Raw genomic sequence first — 21909 nt, 5'->3', positions numbered from 1 at the left:
ATCCTTTTGTTTCTGATAACGCTTTCACAAACTTGTTAATGTCATTTTCGCAAATGTACGACCAGAGTTGAATACACAAAACCGTCTTGTTGGTTCAAAAAACAGAGGAGGACAACAGCCTCCTCTCGGCGCTGTTCGTCCTCCCCAGACATGAATTACATGATTGGTAGTCCATTGTTATATGCCGATTCTGCGGAATTCCGTAGGTGTCATACCGGTCCACTTTTTGAACACCTGACTGAAATATTGTGAATTCCCACCGAATCCGAACAATTCAGCAAGCTCGAATACTTTCACATCCCCGCCTCTGCGAATATGGTCACATGCGCGTTCAATGCGCAGACGATTCACGTAATTGGAGAAATTCTCGCCTGTGACTTTTTTGAAAATCTTACCCAGATAATCTGGATTCATATACAACATCTGATGGGCGACTCCATTGAGCGAGAGATCTGCCTCTCCATAATGACGATCCACGATATCCATCATCTTCTCCACGGCAGAAGACTGGCGACTGATATGGTTTTTGTAATAACCGGAAGTTAATCGGGCTGCACTGCTTGCAACAAAAGACTTCAAACCAGATAACGTATCGATATGCGGCAGTTCTGCCATACGCTGGGTGAATTCCGTTGCCTCCTCAGGTGGACAGACATGAACCATCGCCGAGTATAGCTGCACTACGTAAGAGCGAGTCACTTCAATTTCCAGCTGCTGACGTGATAATAGATCAAACAGACGATCCACCTCTACCGCTGTTTCCTCGGTATTGCCCGATTTGATCAACTGACACAGTTGCTCCGCATCCTGCTCTACGTGCACGCCGTCGCATTCTCCCGCCAGTACCAGATCATTCTTCGTGATCAGCTTGCCTTCACCGATAAAAAAGCGATGGTTCAGATACTGCAATGCCTCACGAAACAACCGCCGGGACTGGATCATTCGATCTGCTTCACTCAGCGCAGCGGTCACTTCCAATTTATATAGTCTGGTGAATGCAGCCCGAACCTCTTCAATACTTTCTTTCAGTCCGGCCGGATCAGCTGAATCCGCAAGCAGGATGAGGAGTTTGCCTTCAATGGTCGTGCTTAAAAGGACATGTGGGAGCAGGTCACTGGCAATGTTTTTGATCGCAAATAAGTGACTGTAATCATGTTCATCTACAATTCGGAACAACAGTAACCGAACTGCGTTCTCTTCAAGCTCCAGATCAAACAGCTCCTGATAATACTCCAGATCAACCGGCCCATAGGTGCGGTTGGTCATGAACTCCAGCAGAAATTGCTCCTTCACATGTGGAAGAACACGCTGCAATCGCTGTTTCATCTCACCCGCAACATGCTCCTTGACCTGGGCATCCTGATGCTCCTGCAGCAGTTCAATTAACGCATCATGGATCTGATTCTCGTTGCAGGGCTTCAGCAAATAATGCTTCACACCATATTGCATCGCTCTCCGGGCATATTCGAACTCCTTGTAGCCGGATAACATAATGAAACGTACTCCCGGGTATGCTTCGGATGCCTTCTCTATGAGTCCGAGACCATCCAGACCTGGCATGGAAATATCCGTAATAATAATATCGGGTCTTGACTGCCCAATTTTGTCCAATGCTTCGATCCCGTTCCTCGCCGTACCCACCAATTCCGTACCTGCTGCGGCCCAATCGACCACTTGGGAAATCCCCTCCAGAATGACACGTTCGTCATCTACGAGCATCACTTTGTACATCGTCATCGTCCTCTCTGATCCAAGGTATGCTGATCGATACTACAGTTCCTGATCCGGGCTTGCTGCTCATCACCATTCCACCTTCATCGCCGAAGGTCAGTCTGATTCGTTCCTGGATGTTAGATAACCCAATGCCCTGTCCTCTTGTCTGAATACGTCCTTCGTGTAGTTGTTCCAGGAATTCCGGTGTCATCCCCGGACCGTCATCCTCGACTTCAATAATCACCTTGTCTCCATCTGCTCTCGCCCGAATACGAATCCGGCAAGGGTCAATGCTTGGTTCGAGTGCATAATGTATGGCGTTCTCCACCAACGGCTGTAATGTTAACTTCGGTATCCGCGCCGTTCCTACCTCTGGGGCAATTTCCATGTCGAAATCCAGTCTTTCCTCAAAACGTGTGCGCTGAATTGTCACGTAACTGCGGACAATATCCAGCTCTCTTTCCAGCGTGATCCACTTCTCGGACATATTCACAGAGCTACGCAGCAGAAATCCGAGAGCCTCAACCATTTCCGAGATCTGTCGTTGCTTCTGTACTTTAGCCAGCCAGTTAATGGATTCAAGCGTGTTGTATAGAAAATGTGGATTAATCTGCGCCTGAAGCGCTTTCAACTCAGTCTCACGAATCACCAATTGCTTGGCATAATTCTCATCAATCAATTCACGTATTCGTTGAAGCATCATCTTGAATGTGCGATGCAGCAGCCCAACCTCATTCTGTGGAGATATCGGAACATTGCCAAGGGCTGCCTCCTCCAGCTTATCCAGATCACCTTTTTCGATATTACGCATCTTTTTGATCAACTGCGCAATCGGATGGGTAATACTGCGAGAGAATCTCGCTCCAATGATAAGCGCCGCCAGAAAGATCATGATGAAGATCACCGTGACCAACTGTTTGACAAACTGGATCTGTTTAAACATCTGGTCAAACGGGGTTGTATACAGATAGGTCCAATCCGTATAGGAAGAATGCGCACGAGCTACAAAGTGTCTCCCATGCTCAAACATGGCAATTCCGTAGGGCTGGGTGCGCTTCAGTTCAGACTCAATCTCGGCTTCACTGACGGCTGATTCTGTTGGATAGATCACTTCTTTTCCATCCGTAATGAGTAATTGGGAGTCCTCAGCCGGTTCTTGCATCTGGTCCTGTACAATTCGGTCCAGCCGGACGCGGATGATCAGTGTGCCGAGTTCCTCCAATGTAAATGCTCCGCCAATAAAGGATTTCACCTGTCGGACCGACAAAAGCCTGGACTGTTTATCCCCACTGGTATGCCAGGCATTGGAGCCCGAGTATTGCTGTCCCAGTGCAACCAGTTCCTTTTGCTTCGACTCCGAAATTCCCTCCCGATTGCCTGCGGCCATAACGTTATTATCATTATCGATAAATAGCATGGAATAGACGTATTTTTCGGAACCGGCATAAGCGACTAACCTGTTGGTAATTTTTTTACGTAATCCATTTTTCTCGTAACCCGTTTCGGCCTTTTTCAGTTGGAGCAGATATTGCTGAAGCGGCTCGTCCGACATTACCTTGAAGGAAAGATTAGAAATTTCACGAAGTTGATTCTCAATACCTACCGAAGACATATTGAGGACCTGCGAGGATTTCTCATAGATCTGACGGTCATAGATACTGAACACATAACGCAGTACGGACGCATAAAACGTAAAGCTGATTAACATCAAAAGTCCGATGAGAAGAATCGTTTTGTGATGAATCGGTAGTGTTGTGAAAGCGTTCTTAATTTTGTTCATCCTAAGCGCTCCTTTGGGTTGCGAAGGGTGCTGTCATACGATGCGTTAGTGGTTTTATTGTAAGTTATTTTCATATTTACACATCCATTGGTCATCTGACAAGATATATTTATGCAACATTTCAGGTCATTAGAGAAGGTATGCATCTGTGTCAGCAACGCAAAAAGAACACAAAACGGCCAGAATACCTTGAACAGATCAAGGCATTCTGGCCGTTAAATAACATCATGTTAAAGCATGAAATACAATTTACGGATTAACAAAAACAGTTTTCAGCTTCGCTACATATTGCACATCAAAGCCAAGACCTTCAGCCACCATGGCAAGTGGTACATATGTTTTGGACTCTTTGCCTACCTTGTTCAGGAATGCAGGTGTATCCACAGTAACCGATGCTCCATTTACCTTCACAGCATTGGCACCAATCTTCACAGCAACCTTTCGGTCTCCATATGTAATGGTTGCGGTTGAAGTTTTATTATCCCACACCGTAGTAGCACCTACAGCGTTTACGATGTCTTGAATCGCCACAAAGTTTTTGCCGTTACGGATAATCGGTTTGTACGGTGTATTTAGTGTTTTGCCACTCACGATAATATTCATTGGTTCACCTGTGGCAGGTGCAGTCAGCTTGGTGTAATCTCCCCAGATCGTTTTGGCAAATACTTCGGCAATGGCCGCATATCCAAATTGGTTCGGGTGGAAATCACGATCTTTGATCATATGTGTCATCGTGCCTTCACCACCAACAAACTCCTTGGCCACGTGTGCGACTTTGACATCGGTACCCTGAGCAGTGAATTGTGCTGCAATACCATCAATGGTCTGTGTGAAACCTTGAGATGCCTCCATCAGTTTGGCATAGAGTGCTTTGCCTGCTACTTCTGGCATCGGTTGATACTGGTCGGCGATGACAATTGTAGCTGTCGGGTTAATTTCATGGATATCATTAATCGTTGCACTAACATTGGCTGTATAGGTTGCGAGTAATTCTTTTACCTTCACTTGCAGTTCCTGATCACTCAGTTTGTCTGCTGTACCGAGAAGCTCCGATACATCATTTCCCCCAATGGTAATTGCAACCAGATTGGCCTGTGCTACACTCTCACGGATTGCAGCAGTATTGGCTCCGATCTGTCCCGCTCTTGGATCAGGAAGACTTGGTTGAATGGCTTCAGAAGTCAGCGTTTTACCATCCTTAATTGCAGTAGTGAAATTTTTCAGACCACTGGTTTTCAAACCGGCAATCCCGTAGTTGTCCACCTGTGTACGTCCATGCAGCAAACCCTGCTCATACAGACGTTCTACATAACCATAAGGCAATTCTTTTGTGTTGGGCTCATAACCTACCGTTATGGAATCTCCCAATGTGACGATGCGGAACTCCTTAGTTACGGCTACTGCATCTTTCTTCGCTGTCAGCGAAGTCTCGTTTGTACCCGCTGGCAATACACCGGTTTTGGTGTCAGCCGCGTGTGCAGGTAATGCAGAAGATGTGAAGAGCAGCACTCCTGCCAACATGCTTACCGTTAAACCGGCAGCTGTATTTTCCCATAGACTTTTACGCTTCATTCAGGTAACACTCCTTCTCGTGAATCTATAATTACACTAAATGTACGTGTTCAAAAAGGTCGGTTTTCAGTACCGAGAAGATGGGATGAAGCTAGAAATGGAGTAGCGGAGCGTAGGAAAACTACGTGAGCAACGGACATTTCGGCTGAATTCCATATTCGATGCTGATGATGCCGTTAGGCATCCTTCGTAATCAAAAGCGGACTTTTTGAACAACCTCACTAATATATAGTACATTGGTCATTCCAATGACATTGGTTGGTGTTACTCTATTCTATCATTTTAAAGTAGGTGTTGTCCTCTCTACTAAGAGCACACATGAAATAACAGACTCCCTGGTGGGGAGCCTGTTACTGGTTAAGCTCAGCTATGACGTTCAGTGATTCGTTAAGATTGCGGCTTATTCGAATCTTCAGCGATCGAATGACCCTTGTCACTCTCCGGTTTGTTCCCGGTAGCTCGCTCCAGATACCGATCATAACGATCATCCACTTCGCGTGCCATCTTCCGGTACTTTAACGTTTCCTCGACAATTGGATCACGTTCTGTCTGGATTCGCACTTCATATTTGGGAGGAATCAGCTGGCGTTCACGCTGATCGGTGTCGCCGGACTCTTCCATGTCCCCTTCCGTCAGCATATCACTGAGCCGTCGTTCCAGTTCTTTGGATTCATCCATTGTTCTCGCTCCTTTAATTAAAGTCATACTTGTGTTAATTATTACTATTGTACTTTCACTTCGTGTACAGAACCATCTTTCGATCGCTGTTATCCCCAGATTTCTTTGATTCCCTTTTCCAAGGTAGAAATCCGGTGATAAAGGCGAGCGCTCCGCTTCTTCAGATGCTTTCTGTCCCCTCCGTTAATGTACAATTAAAAGTAATTAAAGCATGGATGAGTTGAATAAACTCACTCCAGACCGGTTGCTTTCGCTTCCTTCAGTACATCCGTCAGTGCATCATGGATTTTGCCATTGCTGGCAACGACATGGTTCACAGACAGTTGGTAAGGCGTTCCGATGGTATCCGTCACCTTGCCACCTGATTCTTCAACCAGCAGCGCACCTGCTGCAATATCCCACGGTTTTAATCCAACTTCGGTGTAGGCGCTGAGACGTCCTGCTGCAACATACGCCAGATGAAGGGCGGCTGATCCACCAGCACGCAAGTTACGAACTTGCGGAGCAAGCGCCTGCACAGCGGCCATATTCAGTGGCAACGCAAAGGTTGTGTCTGCCGGGAATCCAACCGCAATCAGGCTCTGAGCCAGTTCCTGTTCACCAGATACAAGCATCCGGTTTCCGTGAACATATGCTCCTTTCCCTTTTTCCGCAACAAACATCTCATCACGGGAAGGATCGTAGATCACGCCAACAATGACTTCACCATTGTGAGCCAATGCGATGGACACCGAATAAAACGGGAATCCGTGTACAAAGTTCGTCGTTCCATCCACAGGATCAACAATCCACAGAAATTCTTCTTCCTCAGCCTCTTTCAGTGCTTTTGCCGAAGCTTCCGGTCCCGGTTCGACGCCTTCTTCACCCAGAATGGCATGGTGGGGAAAATGCGTAAGAATCAGGCGGCGGATCATCTGCTCCGCTCCTTTATCCACTTCGGTCACCAGATCTTGGGGTGAATATTTGGTGCCAAGTTCAGCTACCGTCCCAAGACGGCTTTTGATCCATTCCCCAGCTTTGGAAGCTGCATTAATGGCAACGGCAGTATAGCTTTTGCTTGTCACGACATAAGGTGTCTTTTCCTTCTCATTCAAAGCGTTCACTCTACTTTCTATATCAATCTACGAAAAGTTGAAATACTTGTTAAAAGTATACGCCCCACAGGTCGTAAAGTTTCTCGTTGCCCAGGCCCCTTTTGGCACTACGGATGAATGATGACGGTAGACTCGTCCACCCACTCCACACCCTCTTCGTGATAGAATGCCAGCTTCTGCATCAGTTGTACAAGTGCCTCATCCTTGCGTTTAGCCTCGATCATCACGTCAATCCTTGGGGTATCTGCTGCGATATGACGCAAGAAGTCGAGCACCGGCTCTACCTCTACCCCATCGGCATGACCTCGCAGATCCTTCTCACTCTTTGGACTGGAGACATGGATTTTGGGTGGCAATGGGTGATCAGCCGGTGAATCTGCCTGGGCAAGCGGCGACTGCCAGGTCGTTAGAATATCAGGCCACAGATCCCATGCCTGTTCTCCTTCGTTGTTCACCCAATGGTGATGGATATCCAGTACCATGGGCAATCCCAAGCGCTGGCACACGGCTAGTGTCTCAGGCGCATTGAACGTTTTGTCATCATTTTCGAGTGTGAGCCGCTCCTGAATGTCCCGATCCAGCTTCAAAAAGTTTTCTTCAAAACGAAGCGCCGCCGAAGGCTTGTCCCCGTATGCACCACCAATATGTATATTGTTCTTGGCAGTGGCATTCAGCCCCATGGCATCCAGCATCCGAACATGATGACGAAGGTCGCGAATCGAGTTGTACAGAACTTGCTCGCGGGGGGTACTAAGTACGGTAAAATGATCCGGATGAAAGGACACACGCATATGATTTTCCTTCACAAAATCACCAATGGCCGCAAAGTCCTGCTTCAGTGCCGGGAACGGGTCCCAGTCATTCAGGTCCTCGTGTGTTGCCAGTGGAATCAATTTGGAAGAGAAGCGATATACATGAATATGGCTACCCTTGTTGTGCCTGAGCAAACGTAATGTATTGTGCAGGTTCTCGGCTGCAATCCGTTCGAGCTTGCGGATCGCTGCTTCCCTGTCATCGATTTTGTTAAAACTCGACATGGTCATGGTCCGGGAAGGCGAGGCATTCTCTATAAGCACGGACATTGCCACGTAACCAAAGCGTACGAGCATGAATCTCTTCCTCTCTATTAGGGCGGAGAACCCGCACGGCATATTCAGCCGTCAGGATGTACCGTCACTGTATATAACCAAGTTTTACCCTAAAAGAGTGACCATAATCGTATTCTGGCAAATCCGTCCTTCCGACCCGCACTTACAGTCAACAACTACTCCTGTGCTTGCTCTCCAAAGAACATCTCATCCGCAAGGGCAGTCTGGATGCGTGATTCTTCCTCAGTCAATTTGCGGATGAGTTGCATCTCCACCTCGGTTACCTCTTGCCCCTGGAAGTTGATCTCCGCAATGGAAACCACGATCTTGACGATGGCTACAGCCACGTTATCCGGTGTGTATGCAATCACTTTCTGGCCGGTAGGAAATACCCGGAAGCCCTGTTTGACCATTTTACCGCGTCCGTATTCAAGCAGTTCGAACAGCTCCTGCTCATTCTTGAACTTGCATACGGAATTGAATTCAGTCTGAAATCCCATGCATATCCCTCCTGATCTTGTGGTCGCAGGCTACACCTGTACGCCGTTCTCGTAATTCAGTGCCTGCTTGCGGTTGTAACGCTCCAGTGCCAGCTCAATCATGCGATCCAGCAGTTCGGCATACGATACACCTGTCTCACGCCAAAGAAGTGGATACATGCTGTATGGTGTGAAACCAGGCATGGTGTTGACTTCATTAATAAGCAAGGCGCCGTCATTTTTCCGAATGAAGAAGTCGGCACGTGAAATACCGTTACCTTCAATCGCACGGAACGCCTGCAAAGCTGCCTCGCGAATGCGGTCTGCGGCCTCTGGGTCCAGTGGAGCTGGAATCAGCATCTGTGATTGACCATCAATATACTTGGCTGCATAGTCATAATACTCACCAGAGGATACAATCTCGCCTGGAACGGAAGCCATGGGCTCGTCATTGCCGAGGACGCTGACCTCAACTTCGCGGGCTTCAACGAACTCCTCAATGACAACCTTCGTATCATACCGAAGTGCGAACTCGACAGCTGTCTTCAGTTCATCGCGGTTACGTGCTTTGGAGATGCCTACACTGGAGCCCAGATTCGCCGGTTTGATAAAACATGGATACCCCAGCTGATCTTCGACCTGCACGATCATTTCGTGCTCTGTCTGTTTCCATTGTGTCGCGTTAAAATACGTAAAGGCACATTGGTCAATGCCAGCCTGTGCAAACAGCTTTTTCATGACCACTTTGTCCATGCCGCCAGCCGAAGCCAGTACACCTGCACCTACATATGGCATATCCGCCATCTCAAACATGCCCTGAATGGTGCCATCCTCTCCAAACGTACCATGCAGCAGAGGGAACATCACGTCCAGCGCTTCTGCTCCACCATACAAACGGCCAAACAGGGCGTTCAGCGCATCCTGTGTTCCACCCGCCGATTGCTCCAGCTTCAGATCTTCAATCTGCGCGAACGGCGCATGCATGACAGGTCCTTTTTTCCACGTCCCCTGCTTGGAGATATAAAAAGGAACCAGTTCATACTTTTCATAATCAAATGCGTTTGTTACAGCAAACGCCGTTTGCAGCGACACCTCATGCTCGCCCGATTTTCCGCCGTACACGACGCCTACTTTTAATTTATCCATACTCATGTGTACCCTCCGATTATCTGTGCCTGATGCTGTCATGTTTGCATGCTCAGCACCCTTGTTATTCTGCTTGCGTTATCTGGTCTTATTTTACACGGAACTGGATGTCTGCGTCACCGCATCCCGAAAATCTTTCGTCATCAAAACTCATCTGCAATATGAAAAAGCCGGTATACCGTCCGCTCCGTCCAAGCGTAAGAATCCCGGTAATCCCAAAATCGGTGACGGCTGCTAACCGTATGTGCGTTAACAAGCGGCATGCCGCCCGCATCAAACGCGGTCACAACGGTGCTATGCTGAAATCGTCCGTCTCCATCCCAATCGTAGAGAATAACATCGCCGAGCATCAGCTGCTCAGGACGCTCCACTTCTGTCGCGGTCAGACCCCAGCTGCTGCCTGACAAATAACGCTCCAGACTGTTGGAAACTGCCCAACTGTAACTCCACATTTCGGAGCCGTTCACATACCCTTTATACCACCAGCCGGCTTCTCTTCTACCAGTATAGTGGATGGGTGCGCCCCCTGCAAAGAGGCATTGGGACACGTAATTGGTACAATCCACATCAAATTCCTCAAATGCCGGATTCCCCGCATTCCACCACCGATCTGCATAGGCAACTGCCAGATCTCTGCGATATGACTGTTGCCGTGAGCTTCTTCCTTGACCCAACACTTCCCGATTCAGCAGCGGCCGATTCATCGCCTGTACAAAATCAGCTTGTTGAAACGGACGTCCTTCCCCAGCAGGGCGACGCTCCGGCACTTCTCGCTCGACCCGCCCAATGATCCATCCACCACTCTGCCGCAGAAAGGTTAACCGCTCCCGCTCAATCCGGTCCTCCCGGTGGGTGATCCCGCTCTTCTCGTAGAACAGTCTGCTGTACAATTGTACATCCACCACCGCTTCTTCCTGGCCATCCATAAGCGTGCGCACAAGCTTGGCGCTGGTCTCGCTGCGAAGAGGCACGGCGCGCCGTTTACGATACCATTCGTCCAGCCTTGCCATACGCTCTCCCCGTTCCACCACGAAGTCAGGATCGGTAACAATCCGTTCGCTGGTCTGTGGACGGTAGTCGATCTCACAGCGATTGTACTGGTTCACGTAAGTATATAAGGCACTCTTCCATTCCCGTTCCAAGCCTATGTCCCCCTTTGGCATAAGTTCTGTCTGGAATATTTCATTGCGTATATAAACTCCTACTATTCATATGAAAGGGTCTTCGGTTGTATGTACACGGCTCAGGAGGGAGATCCGAAATTCGGCAAATACAGGTACACGAGATATCTTATTCCTGCTCACTTCACGAAAACGCCTTCATTGGTCCAAAAGCTTGCTTGATCAGGCAAAAAGACCTTTACGTACGGAGGTGAAAACGGTATACTTAAAACTAAAGTTATGATTATGAAATTACGTTTCATCTGATGAAACTAACACACAAGAACACGGAACGATGAAGGCCTGTTCTTCACCTAAATGAACGTTTTCTTCATCTCACCGACACATCCCAAGGAGGTACATGTATGTCAGCAAAGAATCATTTCTCCGCCGCTCGCAGTCTTGAGGTTGGAGGCAAGTCTTACCGCTACTACAGTCTCGATGCTCTTCAGGAAAACGGCCACGGCGATCTTTCCAGGCTCCCTTTCTCCATTAAAGTGTTGCTTGAAGCAGCAATTCGTCAATTCGACGGACGTGCCATCACCGAAGAACACGTAAAACAACTGACCGGCTGGGCAGATGGCCGTGACAATAACAAGGAAATTCCATTCATCCCTGCACGTATCGTTCTGCAGGATTTCACCGGTGTACCGGTTGTCGTTGACCTCGCTGCAATGCGTGATACTGTGAAAAAAGCAGGCGGCGATCCAAAACAGATCAACCCGCTCGTACCCGTCGATCTCGTTATCGACCACTCCGTTATGGTTGATGCTTTTGGTACCAACGATGCACTTGATTACAATATCAAAGTTGAGTTTGAGCGTAATGAAGAGCGTTACCGTTTCTTGCGTTGGGCGCAAACGGCGTTCAACAACTTCCGTGCAGTTCCACCATCCACAGGGATCGTTCACCAGGTTAACCTGGAGTATCTGGCTTCTGTGGCAGCAACAAAAACCGTTGACGGCGAAACCGTTGTATTCCCGGATTCCCTCGTAGGTACAGACTCCCACACCACCATGATCAACGGACTTGGTGTTGTTGGTTGGGGTGTTGGTGGAATCGAGGCCGAAGCAGGTATGCTGGGCCAACCGCTTTATTTTGTAACACCAGACGTTATCGGTTTCAAACTGACAGGCAGCCTGAGTGAAGGCGCAACAGCAACGGATCTGGCACTCACCGTTACCCAATTGCTTCGTAAAAAAGGCGTTGTTGGTAAATTCGTAGAGTTCTACGGACCAGGTCTTGCCAACATCGGTCTGGCTGACCGTGCAACAGTAGCCAACATGGCACCAGAGTATGGCGCTACCATCGGTTTCTTCCCTGTTGATAGTGAAACGTTGAACTATCTGCGTAACACTGGCCGTCCTGACGAGCAGGTTGAATTGGTTGAAGCTTATTACAAAGCTCAAGGCATGTTCCGTACTTCAAGCACCGTTGATCCTGAATTCACAGATGTGATTGAACTGGATCTCGGCTCTGTTGTACCAAGTCTTGCCGGACCAAAACGTCCACAGGATCGCATCGAGCTGACACAAATGAAAGAAAGCTTCAACAGCATCATTCGCACACCTGTAGATAAAGGCGGCTACGGTCTGAGCGATGAGAAAATCGAACAATCCGTACCTGTGAAGCATCCGGACGGTTCCAACAGTGAACTGAAGGCAGGCGCTGTTGTGATCGCGGCGATCACAAGTTGTACGAACACTTCGAATCCAAGTGTTATGGTTGGAGCGGGACTACTGGCGAAAAAAGCAGTTGAACGCGGCCTGACCAAACCAGGATATGTGAAAAGCAGTCTGACACCAGGTTCCCTTGTGGTTACCGAGTATCTGGAAAAAGCAGGTCTGATCACGTATCTCGACAAACTCGGATTCAATGTTGCCGGCTACGGTTGTGCAACATGTATCGGTAACTCCGGCCCACTGCCGGACGAAGTGAGCGAAGCTATTGCTGAGAACGATATGACCGTAGCGGCTGTATTGTCCGGTAACCGTAACTTCGAAGGCCGTGTGCATGCACAGGTTAAAGCCAACTACCTGGCATCACCACCACTCGTTGTGGCATATGCACTTGCGGGTACAGTGAATATTGACTTTGAAACCGATCCAATCGGTTATGATACGAACAATGAGCCTGTATTCCTGAAAGACCTCTGGCCTACATCCGAGGAAATCAAGGATACCATCGCAAGTTCCCTGAACGCTCAGATGTTCCGCAACAAGTACGAGAATGTATTTACAGCCAATGAGCGTTGGAATTCAATTTCTGTACCGGAAGGCGAATTGTACGAGTGGGACCCGAACTCCACGTACATTCAGAATCCTCCATTCTTCCAAGAGCTTGGCGACAAGTTGAACGATATCGCAGATATCCGTTCTGCACGTGTTATGGCATTGCTTGCAGATTCCGTAACAACGGATCACATCTCGCCAGCAGGTAATATTGCACCATCCAGCCCGGCTGGATTATACCTGAAAGAACATGGCGTAGAGCGCAAAGACTTCAACTCCTACGGTTCACGCCGTGGTAACCATGAAGTAATGATGCGTGGTACATTCGCCAACATTCGTATTCGTAACCAGGTGGCTCCGGGCACCGAGGGCGGCATCACGAAGTACCTGCCAACGGACGAAGAAATGTCCATCTACGATGCTTCCATGAAGTATCAGGATGAAGGACAGAACCTGATCGTTATCGCTGGTAAAGAGTATGGTACAGGAAGCTCCCGTGACTGGGCGGCAAAAGGAACATTCCTGCTCGGCGTCAAAGCCGTTATCGCAGAAAGCTTCGAGCGGATTCACCGTAGTAACCTGGTCGGCATGGGCGTAATGCCATTGCAATTCCAGGAAGGTCACGGCTGGTCCAGCCTTGGTCTGAACGGACGTGAAACGTATGACATTACTGGCCTCAGCAATGATGTGAAGCCAGGACAAGAGTTGAAAGTTACCGTAACTCGTGAAGACGGTACACAGTTCGACTTCCCTGTTATCGCTCGTCTGGACAGCATGGTTGACGTGGATTACTACCATAACGGCGGTATCCTGCAAACTGTATTGCGTCAAATGATGAAAAAAGCTTAATGATATAAATCATTAATGTGATGAAGTTATCCAAAAAAGCTCCCCACCACGTGCTAGTGCACGTGGTGGGGAGCTTTTTTGGCTTTGCTTTTTATAATCGGGATACGTTTAAAAATCAATTTTCAAGCCAACTTCCGAATCATCAGGTGGCTCAGCTATACGATATATACCTCTGCAGTTTAGTTTCTCTACGTTAATCCAGTCTACAAACTCATCTCCTCCGTAGCATCTTACAAAAACGGCATATTCCAGCTCACCCTCATAATTAATGGACTCTATGTATTCTGTGAATGGATGTTTCCCCTCTATACTCTGCAAAAAATCTGAAAATTCAATTCTCCACTCTTCCATCTTCTCTGCATATTGATCGGGGACATAATAGTAGAATCCATCTGGTGTATAATACGAAATTTTCATTATCATCTTGCAGACCTCCTATCAGTATGTCGGGTAACGGTCTAGAGTTTCAAAATTTCTATACCTTCTTTTAGAAATGATGAGACAAGCGTATGATATTCAATTCCATATGCTAATTCCTCTTTGGTTTTATGTATCAGATAGTAGGAATATTTCTGCATCAACTCATGCTCGTCTAACTCAATGGGAAGGTTAATAATCTCAACGTCTTCCGAATTAAAATGATAACGATACCCTCTTTCTGACCTTCCTACGTTCATCACTGTTTGGATGACCATTAATTCATCACGTGTGACACTATTTATTAAAGCTGATCTTCTCTTTTCCATACCAAGTATGATCTCTTCAGCCTGTTGATCAATCTTAGCTTCAGCAATTTCAGTTTCAATTTGCATAATGGCTTTCATTGTTCCTGCTAGTTGTATAGCTAATGAATACAATGTATGTCCTCCTTTTTTATAAGGGATAGGTACTAACGCATCATCTCTACTTTACCTCATTTGCGATGTTACTCGCAAAGTTCACTGGTCCTATGCTAAATTCGATACCTTATGAAACAATAAAAAAAGCTCCCCGTAACGTGCAATCTGCACGTTACGAGGAGCTATGGTTTCAGTATGTGTGTATTCTCCGTTGCTTCGAGGCCAAACTTCCTTTTAATGCCCAATGTGATGTGAGGCTTGATCTAACAGTTGAATCGTACCCATGATCAGAAACAGACACGACAGAGCAATTAACGAGCCTCCAACCCATCTAGACATGATCACTCGCTCCGCAATCTGTTTTTCCGAAGCATCCGTTACCTTGTGTGGATAAACGAGAAACATTAGCCCTGCGCTAATGAACAGTACAGCCATTATAATCAAGTTGTTCCCCTCCTTACACGTGACTTTCCTTAGAATTTAACTTTTTCGTCGTCATGCGGGATTCTCCTCCCACCAACACCTTTTTCAGACCCAGAGCCATAGTGAAAACAATATATCCAATGAAGCCGCCGAGTGTATTAAGCATCAGATCATCCACATCGAATATCCCCATGCCAGTCAATAATTGTGTCACTTCATAACCCAGACTGAGCAGCAGAGACAGCAAGAGTACCTTTACTCCAGAGAATAACTTGTTGCCCGTCAACACAGGGATGAAGATGCCCAGAGGGATAAAGGCCAGTATATTGCCTACCAGATGGATTGCGGTGCCAGGACGATGTAACGACAGGCTGTTCCAGTCTCGTGAGATTTCCTGAAATGGTGTCAGGTTGACGGTTCGGTTATGGACCAGATCCGGTTGTTGCAAGAACGCCATCAGTCGATCCTTCACGATGCCAAAATCGACTGGGTTTCCTTTGAACAGGATCAGCTTAGTCAGCAGATATAAATAGATAATGAAAACGGCAATCCAAAGGATGTAATGTTTGCTTCTATTCTGGTTGTTGTGCTTCATGTTGTTTCGCCTCCCTTGTGTTGCCCTGTTATTTCTTTACGGTGACGATGACGCCACCCATGTTATCACCCGATATTTCAGTTTGGCCTTGCTCAGGTATGTAAACGGTTGTGTCTCTGGTGGCCCGATAATAGCGGATGTGATACTGCTCTTCCTCTACTTCCACAGTAATGTTCTCTTTCTCTTTAAGCATATCGAGATACTCTTCCAGCACCAGATTATTCTTATACATGACAGCACTGTGCGGCAGCCCTACATATCGAAAGTGCCATGGTTCATACTGAATACCCGTGATGCGCACTTTATCCTTTGGGTAACGTAAAATAAATCCGTATTTCCATGCATTCTTCTCCAGCCATGCACCCTCTGGTGCTTCATTCATCGCAGCCAGACTGGAGCCAATATCCAGGGATAACCCAAGATTGTGCTCACTGTGACCCGCAGGAAGTGCATAGTCTGAACCCTTTTCCCGATATAACTCGTCCTGCTTCGTAAAATCCCGGTATCCGCTGCTGACGAGAAAATATCTGACTCCCTCTTCGCCTGCTGCTTCAACCATCCTCTGAAATTCCTGCGCCACCTGCCGTGATAACATGATTTTCTGATCCAGTATTCCATATCCACGAAGCAGATCATCCTCATGTGCCACATATACAATATCGGATTTAACCCCTTCCGGGTGAACGGGGTATTGCTTATCCACCAGTAACAAGTTGCCCTTATGTACCTGATCCTGAATGTTTCCGGTGACGGATACGGTGTAACCTGCGGGATTCTCACGCGTATTCTGAATCTCGATGGGCAACTCATCCTTCTGCTGAATCCATCCCGGTGATTGCGTAACGATATATCCGATCAAAATGATACATATCAAAAAGCCCCACTTTTTCATGCTTGCTCCTCCTTTTACCTCATGCATCAAGGATAGACAACACAAGTTAAAGAAAAAGCAGGGCAATTTTAAAGTTTTTCTTAAATTTGATATCAGACCTCATTGAAATACGGGCAAACGAACTTCGAACTGCGTCCGTACCACGTCGCTCTGGGCCGAAATTGTACCGTCATGTTGCTCCACAATATTGCGAGCGATAAATAGGCCGAGGCCTGTCCCACCCTCCTGAGGAGTCCGAGCACGATCTCCGGTGTAATACATATCGAAGATATGTGGCAATTCCTCCGGACGAATATGTCCACCATAGTTAATTACCTGAATGATGACCTGTTCTGCATCCCGATATCCATTAATATCTACGTACATACCATCCTTGCCATGCCGTGCAGCGTTAATTAGCAGATTCTCGAACACACGAGCCAGCAGCTCGCCATCACCGGAGACCGTAAGGTCAGTGTCTATTTTTAGTCGGGCGACTAGTTGGTTCTTTTCAAATACAGGATAGAGCTCTTCGTTCATCTGCTTCAGCAGTTCGCTAAGATCCAGCCGTGTCTTGTTTATAGGCAGCATGCCATAATTCATGCGGGTTATTTCGAACAAATCATCAATCAGCTTCTCCAGACGCTGTGATTTGGTGAATGCAATCGACGTAAAGTGCCGTACCTGCTCCTCCGTTAGCTGATCATCCTTCATGAGCAGATCCAGATATCCAAGCACAGACGTCAGCGGTGTTCGCAGGTCATGTGCCAGATTGACAACAAGCTGGTCCTTACTATTTTCAGCAAAATCCCCTCGTTCCACCGCTTCCCTTAACTTCTCACTTGCCAGGTTCACATCCTCCGCAATCGTACCTAACTCGTCCTTCGAGGAGATCTGCACACGATGCTGAAAGTCGCCATTGGCCAAATGTCTGATCCCTGTAGAAATGTCCTTGAAATACGTCGCGTAAGGCTTGGTAAACCAGAAGAAAAACAGAATGGCCAGTGGGATAAATAAAATCAGGAAGAAATAAATATCTCCGATACTTTTCATAAAATGACGATATTCAGCAAGCTGATCTTCTGCACGGACACCCGAATAATAGGCTTGTAAAAGCTTGTAAATCCCATAAGTGATTGCGCCAGAGGCAAGCATGCTTAACCCTAACAACATAATCATGGTTGTGCGAAAACTTCTTCTTTTAGTCATTAAACGTGTACCCCACGCCCCAGATGGTTTTGATAAACTTGTTCTTGTTCACATCTTCCCCCAGCTTTTTGCGCAGGGTTCGAATGTGGACCATCACGGTATTCCCACTCTCGTAATAGGCTTCTCCCCATACCTGTTCAAAAATATTTTCTGCACTGAACACCTGCTTGGGGTGGCTCGCGAGCAGATACAAAATGTCGAACTCCTTCGGTGTTAGTTCCACTGGTTTGCCGTAGAGTGTAACGCGATGTTGATCTGGCGTGATGATGAGCCCGCCCTTCTCCAGAATGGACCTCTGAACAGGCGCAGACTGGCTGAATTGCAGAGAACGACGCAACTGGGAATTCACCCGGGCAACAAGCTCCATCGGATTGAACGGTTTGGTCATGTAATCATCCGCACCCATCACAAGTCCCGTAATTTTGTCCATATCTGACGTTTTGGCACTCAGGAAAATGATCGGTAAATGATGCTGCTCCCGAATTTTGCGGGTCACCTCATACCCATCCATGCCGGGCATCATAATGTCCAGAATCGCCAAATCTATCGCTTGGGTCTGAACAGCTTGAACCGCCGCCTTCCCGTCAAAGGCCTTGATGGTGTGATATCCTTCTTTTTGTAGATGTAAAGCAACCAGATCAGCGATCTCAACTTCATCGTCTGCGATCAGAATCGTAATTCGCTTCATTGCTTATTCCACTCCTATGTGTGATGCTCAACAATATAACATATTTGAATCCAACAGATAAACCAATGAAAGGAATCCATACATATGAAACTGGAGCGTTTATTAGCCATCGTCGTGCTGCTAATCAATCGTGGGCGAGTCCAAGCCAAAGACCTGGCAGATATGTTCGAAGTATCGATCCGGACCATCTACCGAGACATCGATACATTGGGTCAATCAGGTATCCCTGTGGTGACGTATCAGGGAGCAAGCGGCGGGATTGGTCTGGCAGAGGGTTACCGTCTGGATCGAAACGTATTAACAGACAAGGACCTCGCCTCTATCGTCACTGCACTGCGCAGTGTATCCACTTCCCATGCTAATGCGGCGCGAGAGCTTCTGGTCGAAAAACTCAGCAGTATCGTACCTGAATCCAAAAATGACGATTTTCAGGCCAATACCAATCGATTCATCGTGGATTATTCAACCTGGACGCATCCAGAAGCGCTGAAAATCAAGCTTGAACTTATCGAACAGGGTATGGATCAATTACGACCCGTAACCTTTACCTACTGCAGTGCGGAAGGTATCCAGACTCACCGAACTGCCGACCCTCATACCATCGTACTCAAGAAACATTCCTGGTATCTGTATGCTTTTTGCCACGAGCGGAATCAATTTCGCATGTTCAAGCTTGTGCGTATGCAAGATGTCACGCTTGCTAATGAGCAATTCGAGCGTAAAGTCATCAACCCACAGGACAGACCCTGGCAACAGGAATGGAGCCGTCCGGACAATCAAGCCAGGTTAACCTTGAAATTCCATCCTCGCGTCCGTCATATTGCGGAAGAATGGTTTGGGATCGAGAACGTCATGCCTGATGGGACTGGGTATTATATTAGCCAAGTTGCTTTTCCCGAGGATGGCTGGTTATATGGGTTCATCCTGGGCTTCGGCGCGGACGTTGAAGTATTGGAACCTCAGCATATTCGAGACGAGATCTGCCGTATCGCGGAGCAAATTGTACAAAATTATATCTCCCCGACTCAAACCTGACAGACAGCTGTCCAGTTCCTCCCCGTATACTTCAGATATATTCAATCAGTACCTATATAAGGAGGAACTAATCATGAACGTCACTGTATGTCAAAGCTGCGGCATGCCGCTCACAACCCCTGCCCAATTCGGAACGGAAGCAGATGGAAGCACAACCCGTGAGTACTGTATTTATTGTTACAAAGAAGGTCAGTTCGAGCAGCCAGGTATGTCACTGGAAGGCATGACCGAGATGTGCACTGCCATTCTGAAGGACGAGGGCATGGACGAGGAATCCGCTCGTTCGATGCTGCGTAATCAGCTTCCTTTTTTGAAACGTTGGCGCACGAATACAACGGATCAACATGCTCAATCTCTTGTGGAAAACTCTACTGTTTCCGCTAATCCTGGTCAGGTAACTACAGATCATTCGTTCTCTGCCCAGCCCGTTCGTTATGTCACGCTCCCAGGCAAACGTCTTGCTGGCGTATCCGCCCGCACAACCAACGCCATTGAGATCAGTGGCAAAGGCTGTATTCAGGGACTCTGGAACAATTATTTTGCCTCAGATCACCTCCCTGCACCTGAAGCCGCCCGCTATGGCTGTTACACGGATTACTCCGATGGCATAACCGGTGAATACACCATACTGGTAGGGCATGAGGTCAGTCCGAACGAATCATTGCCTGAAGGATTGGACGACATTTTACTCCCTCCTGCAACTTACGCCGTATTCACTTCCAGAAAAGGACCGATGGCAAAGGTTGTTGGCGAAGCTTGGGGAGCCGTGTGGGCATGGGAGAAACAAAGCGATCGTACGTTCACCGGGGATTTTGAATTGTATGATGAACGCAGCCTGAATCCCGAAAGTGTACAAGTAGATATATACATCGCTGTTCATCAAAATAGATAAAACCAACACAATGCCACCTCAGACAGGATCAAAGTTTCCTCGCATCCTTTTTCATATCACGCAAGCTGCCGGGTTCGCTCGGCAGTCTTTTTGTTATATCCGGAACTACATAACCACCTAAACAACCCGACCATGGTACCAAGTTAGTTAGCATGCTTTGCATCATTTAACCAGATAATATGCCTCATATGTCGGTACCATTGACTTCCTTAGAATTGGGACTATTCACATAACAACCGATTCGATCCTCCCATCTCAAACCTCTCATATCAGGTTCTTTACTCCTGAATTTCCCTAAAACCGTTTACATCTCCTTAAAACCGGGTAAAATCACTACAATCCAATTGGATTTATATTCTAAAGTCATTTATTTCGTCTAACAAGTCATATGTACCTATATGTGCACCTGGCAACATAACCAGTCGAAATACATAATTTAAAAAAAATGCATTAAAGGAGGAACCAAGATGATCCGCATGCCTATTCAGCAAATGATCCCGTACCACCACCAATATCCGCGCAACACGGCGACCACTGCTCCTAAAAAGGAGAATGAGAACACTCAAGGTCTATCCTTTCATGAAATTCTGCAGCAAAAAATGGCGAAGAAGAGCACTTCTCCTTCCCTTCGATAAAATGACACCAGAACCAATTAGTACGGTTATCAACCGTCTTTCCGCAGTTTGGCGGAAGGGCGGTTATTGGCGTTGAGCAATATACAGCTGTACAGTTCTCAGGTGTGTTTCTATAATGGTTTAAATATCTACAAGATCCATGACATATACGAACTGTAAAAGGGGACTTAGCACATGATCATCATTGGTTGTTTTCACGCTCATTATTCCAACATCGCCTTAATTGAAGAGACGCTTGCTCCTTATGAAGTTGAATTGGTCCATTACGTCGATCCAGGTCTGGACCGTCTTAAACATGACGCTGACTTTTCCGAGATCGTCATTCACCAGAAAGTAGCCCAGACGCTCCAATGGATCGCCGAGTGTCATGCCGATGCCATTCTGGTCACATGTACCCTCTTTGCGACAGTACTGGAGCAGGAAGCCACACAGGTCCCTGTGCCTGTGATCGGCATAGATGATCCGTTATTGCAGGAGATGCGGCGAGTACCAGGAGATTACATAATAGCATTCACCAACCCGGCAACTATTGAAGGAACGATGGCACGGGTGAATCAGGCATTACAGCAAGAGGATGAGAATGGGCAACTACACGTTGCCAAGACATCTCAGACGGATGCGGTGTGCATCCCTGGGACATTTGAGTTGATTATGCGTGGAGATCAGCAAGGGTATCTCGAAGCAGTACGTGAAGGATTACAGCAGATTGCTGAGCATTATCCGGGTAAAACGGTAGTGGCAGCCCAACTGTCTATGGCTCCCGCTGCTGCACAGGTTACAATAGATCGCGGTATTCCAATCCATAGCCCGCTGGCATTGCTTGCGGCGTATTTGGAGAAGAATTTAGGCGTGGCTCGATAATAGTAGCGGATTTGGAGTGAAGTAACAGGTTCTATCTGAACTATGCAACTATGAACTCACTTACTTAGTAA

At 47.3% G+C, this 21909-nt stretch carries 21 protein-coding genes; 5 read left to right on the top strand and 16 right to left on the bottom strand.

The features are described 5' to 3' along the window. Positions 1 to 177: 177 nt before the first annotated feature. The 9 genes from MKZ13_RS03430 to MKZ13_RS03390 form a co-directional block, all read right to left on the bottom strand. Entirely contained in the window at positions 178 to 1731 is a 1554-nt protein-coding gene (locus tag MKZ13_RS03430; protein ID WP_339181752.1) for a response regulator, read from the bottom strand. After that, entirely contained in the window at positions 1706 to 3493 is a 1788-nt protein-coding gene (locus MKZ13_RS03425; RefSeq protein WP_339181749.1) for a histidine kinase, read from the bottom strand. The genes MKZ13_RS03430 and MKZ13_RS03425 overlap by 26 nt, the downstream gene beginning before the upstream one ends. 249 nt (positions 3494 to 3742) lie before the next feature. Beyond that, positions 3743 to 5065 carry a stalk domain-containing protein gene (locus MKZ13_RS03420; protein WP_339181747.1) on the bottom strand — a complete coding sequence of 441 codons (1323 nt, stop codon included), beginning with the start codon at positions 5063 to 5065 and terminating at the stop codon, positions 3743 to 3745. 387 nt (positions 5066 to 5452) lie between these two features. Then, the gene (locus tag MKZ13_RS03415; RefSeq protein WP_338590718.1) at positions 5453 to 5743 is read right to left on the bottom strand and encodes a hypothetical protein; all 291 of its coding nucleotides are present in this window, start codon (positions 5741 to 5743) and stop codon (positions 5453 to 5455) included. A 230-nt stretch (positions 5744 to 5973) separates the two neighbouring features. Beyond that, positions 5974 to 6846 (bottom strand): inositol monophosphatase family protein, encoded by an 873-nt coding sequence (locus MKZ13_RS03410; protein WP_036614103.1) that lies wholly within the window; start codon positions 6844 to 6846, stop codon positions 5974 to 5976. A gap of 98 nt (positions 6847 to 6944) precedes the next feature. Continuing rightward, complete coding sequence (uvsE, locus tag MKZ13_RS03405; RefSeq protein ID WP_339181744.1) at positions 6945 to 7946, bottom strand: UV DNA damage repair endonuclease UvsE; 1002 nt, start codon at positions 7944 to 7946, stop codon at positions 6945 to 6947. A gap of 155 nt (positions 7947 to 8101) precedes the next feature. Further along, positions 8102 to 8425, bottom strand: a complete 324-nt coding sequence (locus MKZ13_RS03400) for a hypothetical protein (protein WP_036614107.1) — start codon at positions 8423 to 8425, stop codon at positions 8102 to 8104. Between the two features lie 30 nt (positions 8426 to 8455). Next, positions 8456 to 9556, bottom strand: coding sequence for a D-alanine--D-alanine ligase (locus MKZ13_RS03395; protein ID WP_339181741.1), 1101 nt, complete (start codon positions 9554 to 9556; stop codon positions 8456 to 8458). A gap of 137 nt (positions 9557 to 9693) precedes the next feature. Beyond that, positions 9694 to 10698, bottom strand: coding sequence for an amidase domain-containing protein (locus MKZ13_RS03390; protein ID WP_036614248.1), 1005 nt, complete (start codon positions 10696 to 10698; stop codon positions 9694 to 9696). 377 nt (positions 10699 to 11075) lie between these two features. On the opposite strand from MKZ13_RS03390, the gene acnA reads away from it, so the two are divergent. Further along, positions 11076 to 13790, top strand: a complete 2715-nt coding sequence (gene acnA, locus MKZ13_RS03385) for an aconitate hydratase AcnA (RefSeq protein ID WP_076216727.1) — start codon at positions 11076 to 11078, stop codon at positions 13788 to 13790. Positions 13791 to 13898: 108 nt separating this feature from the next. Here acnA and MKZ13_RS03380 read toward each other — a convergent pair whose 3' ends face one another. From MKZ13_RS03380 to MKZ13_RS03350, 7 genes are all read right to left on the bottom strand, one after another. Beyond that, complete coding sequence (locus MKZ13_RS03380) at positions 13899 to 14213, bottom strand: hypothetical protein (protein ID WP_221818691.1); 315 nt, start codon at positions 14211 to 14213, stop codon at positions 13899 to 13901. 35 nt (positions 14214 to 14248) lie between these two features. Then, positions 14249 to 14647, bottom strand: coding sequence for a hypothetical protein (locus MKZ13_RS03375; RefSeq protein WP_221818690.1), 399 nt, complete (start codon positions 14645 to 14647; stop codon positions 14249 to 14251). A gap of 216 nt (positions 14648 to 14863) precedes the next feature. Beyond that, a complete protein-coding gene (locus MKZ13_RS03370) occupies positions 14864 to 15073 on the bottom strand; it encodes a hypothetical protein (RefSeq protein WP_076216726.1) in 210 nt (69 codons plus the stop codon). Positions 15074 to 15086: 13 nt separating this feature from the next. After that, on the bottom strand, positions 15087 to 15647 hold the full coding sequence (locus MKZ13_RS03365; RefSeq protein ID WP_221818689.1) for a VanZ family protein: 561 nt from the start codon (positions 15645 to 15647) through the stop codon (positions 15087 to 15089). 28 nt (positions 15648 to 15675) lie between these two features. Next, a complete protein-coding gene (locus MKZ13_RS03360) occupies positions 15676 to 16539 on the bottom strand; it encodes a M15 family metallopeptidase (RefSeq protein WP_221818688.1) in 864 nt (287 codons plus the stop codon). 99 nt (positions 16540 to 16638) lie between these two features. Next, a complete protein-coding gene (locus MKZ13_RS03355; RefSeq protein ID WP_221818687.1) occupies positions 16639 to 17727 on the bottom strand; it encodes a HAMP domain-containing sensor histidine kinase in 1089 nt (362 codons plus the stop codon). Beyond that, a complete protein-coding gene (locus tag MKZ13_RS03350; protein WP_036614121.1) occupies positions 17720 to 18415 on the bottom strand; it encodes a response regulator transcription factor in 696 nt (231 codons plus the stop codon). The genes MKZ13_RS03355 and MKZ13_RS03350 overlap by 8 nt, the downstream gene beginning before the upstream one ends. 84 nt (positions 18416 to 18499) lie before the next feature. Between MKZ13_RS03350 and MKZ13_RS03345 the strand changes: the two genes are divergently transcribed. The 4 genes from MKZ13_RS03345 (at position 18500) to MKZ13_RS03330 (ending at position 21838) form a co-directional block, all read left to right on the top strand. Beyond that, positions 18500 to 19450, top strand: a complete 951-nt coding sequence (locus tag MKZ13_RS03345; RefSeq protein WP_339181739.1) for a YafY family protein — start codon at positions 18500 to 18502, stop codon at positions 19448 to 19450. Positions 19451 to 19523: 73 nt separating this feature from the next. Then, positions 19524 to 20342, top strand: coding sequence for a zinc ribbon domain-containing protein (locus MKZ13_RS03340; protein WP_339181738.1), 819 nt, complete (start codon positions 19524 to 19526; stop codon positions 20340 to 20342). 467 nt (positions 20343 to 20809) lie between these two features. Beyond that, positions 20810 to 20977, top strand: coding sequence for a hypothetical protein (locus MKZ13_RS03335; protein WP_167483866.1), 168 nt, complete (start codon positions 20810 to 20812; stop codon positions 20975 to 20977). 174 nt (positions 20978 to 21151) lie between these two features. Next, positions 21152 to 21838, top strand: coding sequence for a hypothetical protein (locus MKZ13_RS03330; RefSeq protein WP_339181736.1), 687 nt, complete (start codon positions 21152 to 21154; stop codon positions 21836 to 21838). Positions 21839 to 21909 lie beyond the last annotated feature (71 nt).

This window comes from Paenibacillus sp. FSL R5-0701 (assembly GCF_037973995.1).
Taxonomy (GTDB): domain Bacteria; phylum Bacillota; class Bacilli; order Paenibacillales; family Paenibacillaceae; genus Paenibacillus.
Note: the sequence above shows the minus strand (reverse complement) of the source record. Positions and strands in the feature narration are given on the sequence as shown.

Excerpts from the sequence above, each read along its gene's own strand:
- MKZ13_RS03430 (WP_339181752.1), bottom strand. The coding sequence starts at position 1,731 with ATGTACAAAGTGATGCTCGTAGATGACGAACGTGTCATTCTGGAGGGG.
- MKZ13_RS03425 (WP_339181749.1), bottom strand. The coding sequence starts at position 3,493 with ATGAACAAAATTAAGAACGCTTTCACAACACTACCGATTCATCACAAA.
- MKZ13_RS03420 (WP_339181747.1), bottom strand. The coding sequence starts at position 5,065 with ATGAAGCGTAAAAGTCTATGGGAAAATACAGCTGCCGGTTTAACGGTA.
- MKZ13_RS03415 (WP_338590718.1), bottom strand. The coding sequence starts at position 5,743 with ATGGATGAATCCAAAGAACTGGAACGACGGCTCAGTGATATGCTGACG.
- uvsE (WP_339181744.1), bottom strand. The coding sequence starts at position 7,946 with ATGCTCGTACGCTTTGGTTACGTGGCAATGTCCGTGCTTATAGAGAAT.
- MKZ13_RS03400 (WP_036614107.1), bottom strand. The coding sequence starts at position 8,425 with ATGGGATTTCAGACTGAATTCAATTCCGTATGCAAGTTCAAGAATGAG.
- MKZ13_RS03395 (WP_339181741.1), bottom strand. The coding sequence starts at position 9,556 with ATGAGTATGGATAAATTAAAAGTAGGCGTCGTGTACGGCGGAAAATCG.
- acnA (WP_076216727.1), top strand. The coding sequence starts at position 11,076 with ATGTCAGCAAAGAATCATTTCTCCGCCGCTCGCAGTCTTGAGGTTGGA.
- MKZ13_RS03380 (WP_221818691.1), bottom strand. The coding sequence starts at position 14,213 with ATGATAATGAAAATTTCGTATTATACACCAGATGGATTCTACTATTAT.
- MKZ13_RS03365 (WP_221818689.1), bottom strand. The coding sequence starts at position 15,647 with ATGAAGCACAACAACCAGAATAGAAGCAAACATTACATCCTTTGGATT.
- MKZ13_RS03360 (WP_221818688.1), bottom strand. The coding sequence starts at position 16,539 with ATGAAAAAGTGGGGCTTTTTGATATGTATCATTTTGATCGGATATATC.
- MKZ13_RS03355 (WP_221818687.1), bottom strand. The coding sequence starts at position 17,727 with ATGACTAAAAGAAGAAGTTTTCGCACAACCATGATTATGTTGTTAGGG.
- MKZ13_RS03350 (WP_036614121.1), bottom strand. The coding sequence starts at position 18,415 with ATGAAGCGAATTACGATTCTGATCGCAGACGATGAAGTTGAGATCGCT.
- MKZ13_RS03345 (WP_339181739.1), top strand. The coding sequence starts at position 18,500 with ATGAAACTGGAGCGTTTATTAGCCATCGTCGTGCTGCTAATCAATCGT.
- MKZ13_RS03340 (WP_339181738.1), top strand. The coding sequence starts at position 19,524 with ATGAACGTCACTGTATGTCAAAGCTGCGGCATGCCGCTCACAACCCCT.
- MKZ13_RS03335 (WP_167483866.1), top strand. The coding sequence starts at position 20,810 with ATGATCCGCATGCCTATTCAGCAAATGATCCCGTACCACCACCAATAT.
- MKZ13_RS03330 (WP_339181736.1), top strand. The coding sequence starts at position 21,152 with ATGATCATCATTGGTTGTTTTCACGCTCATTATTCCAACATCGCCTTA.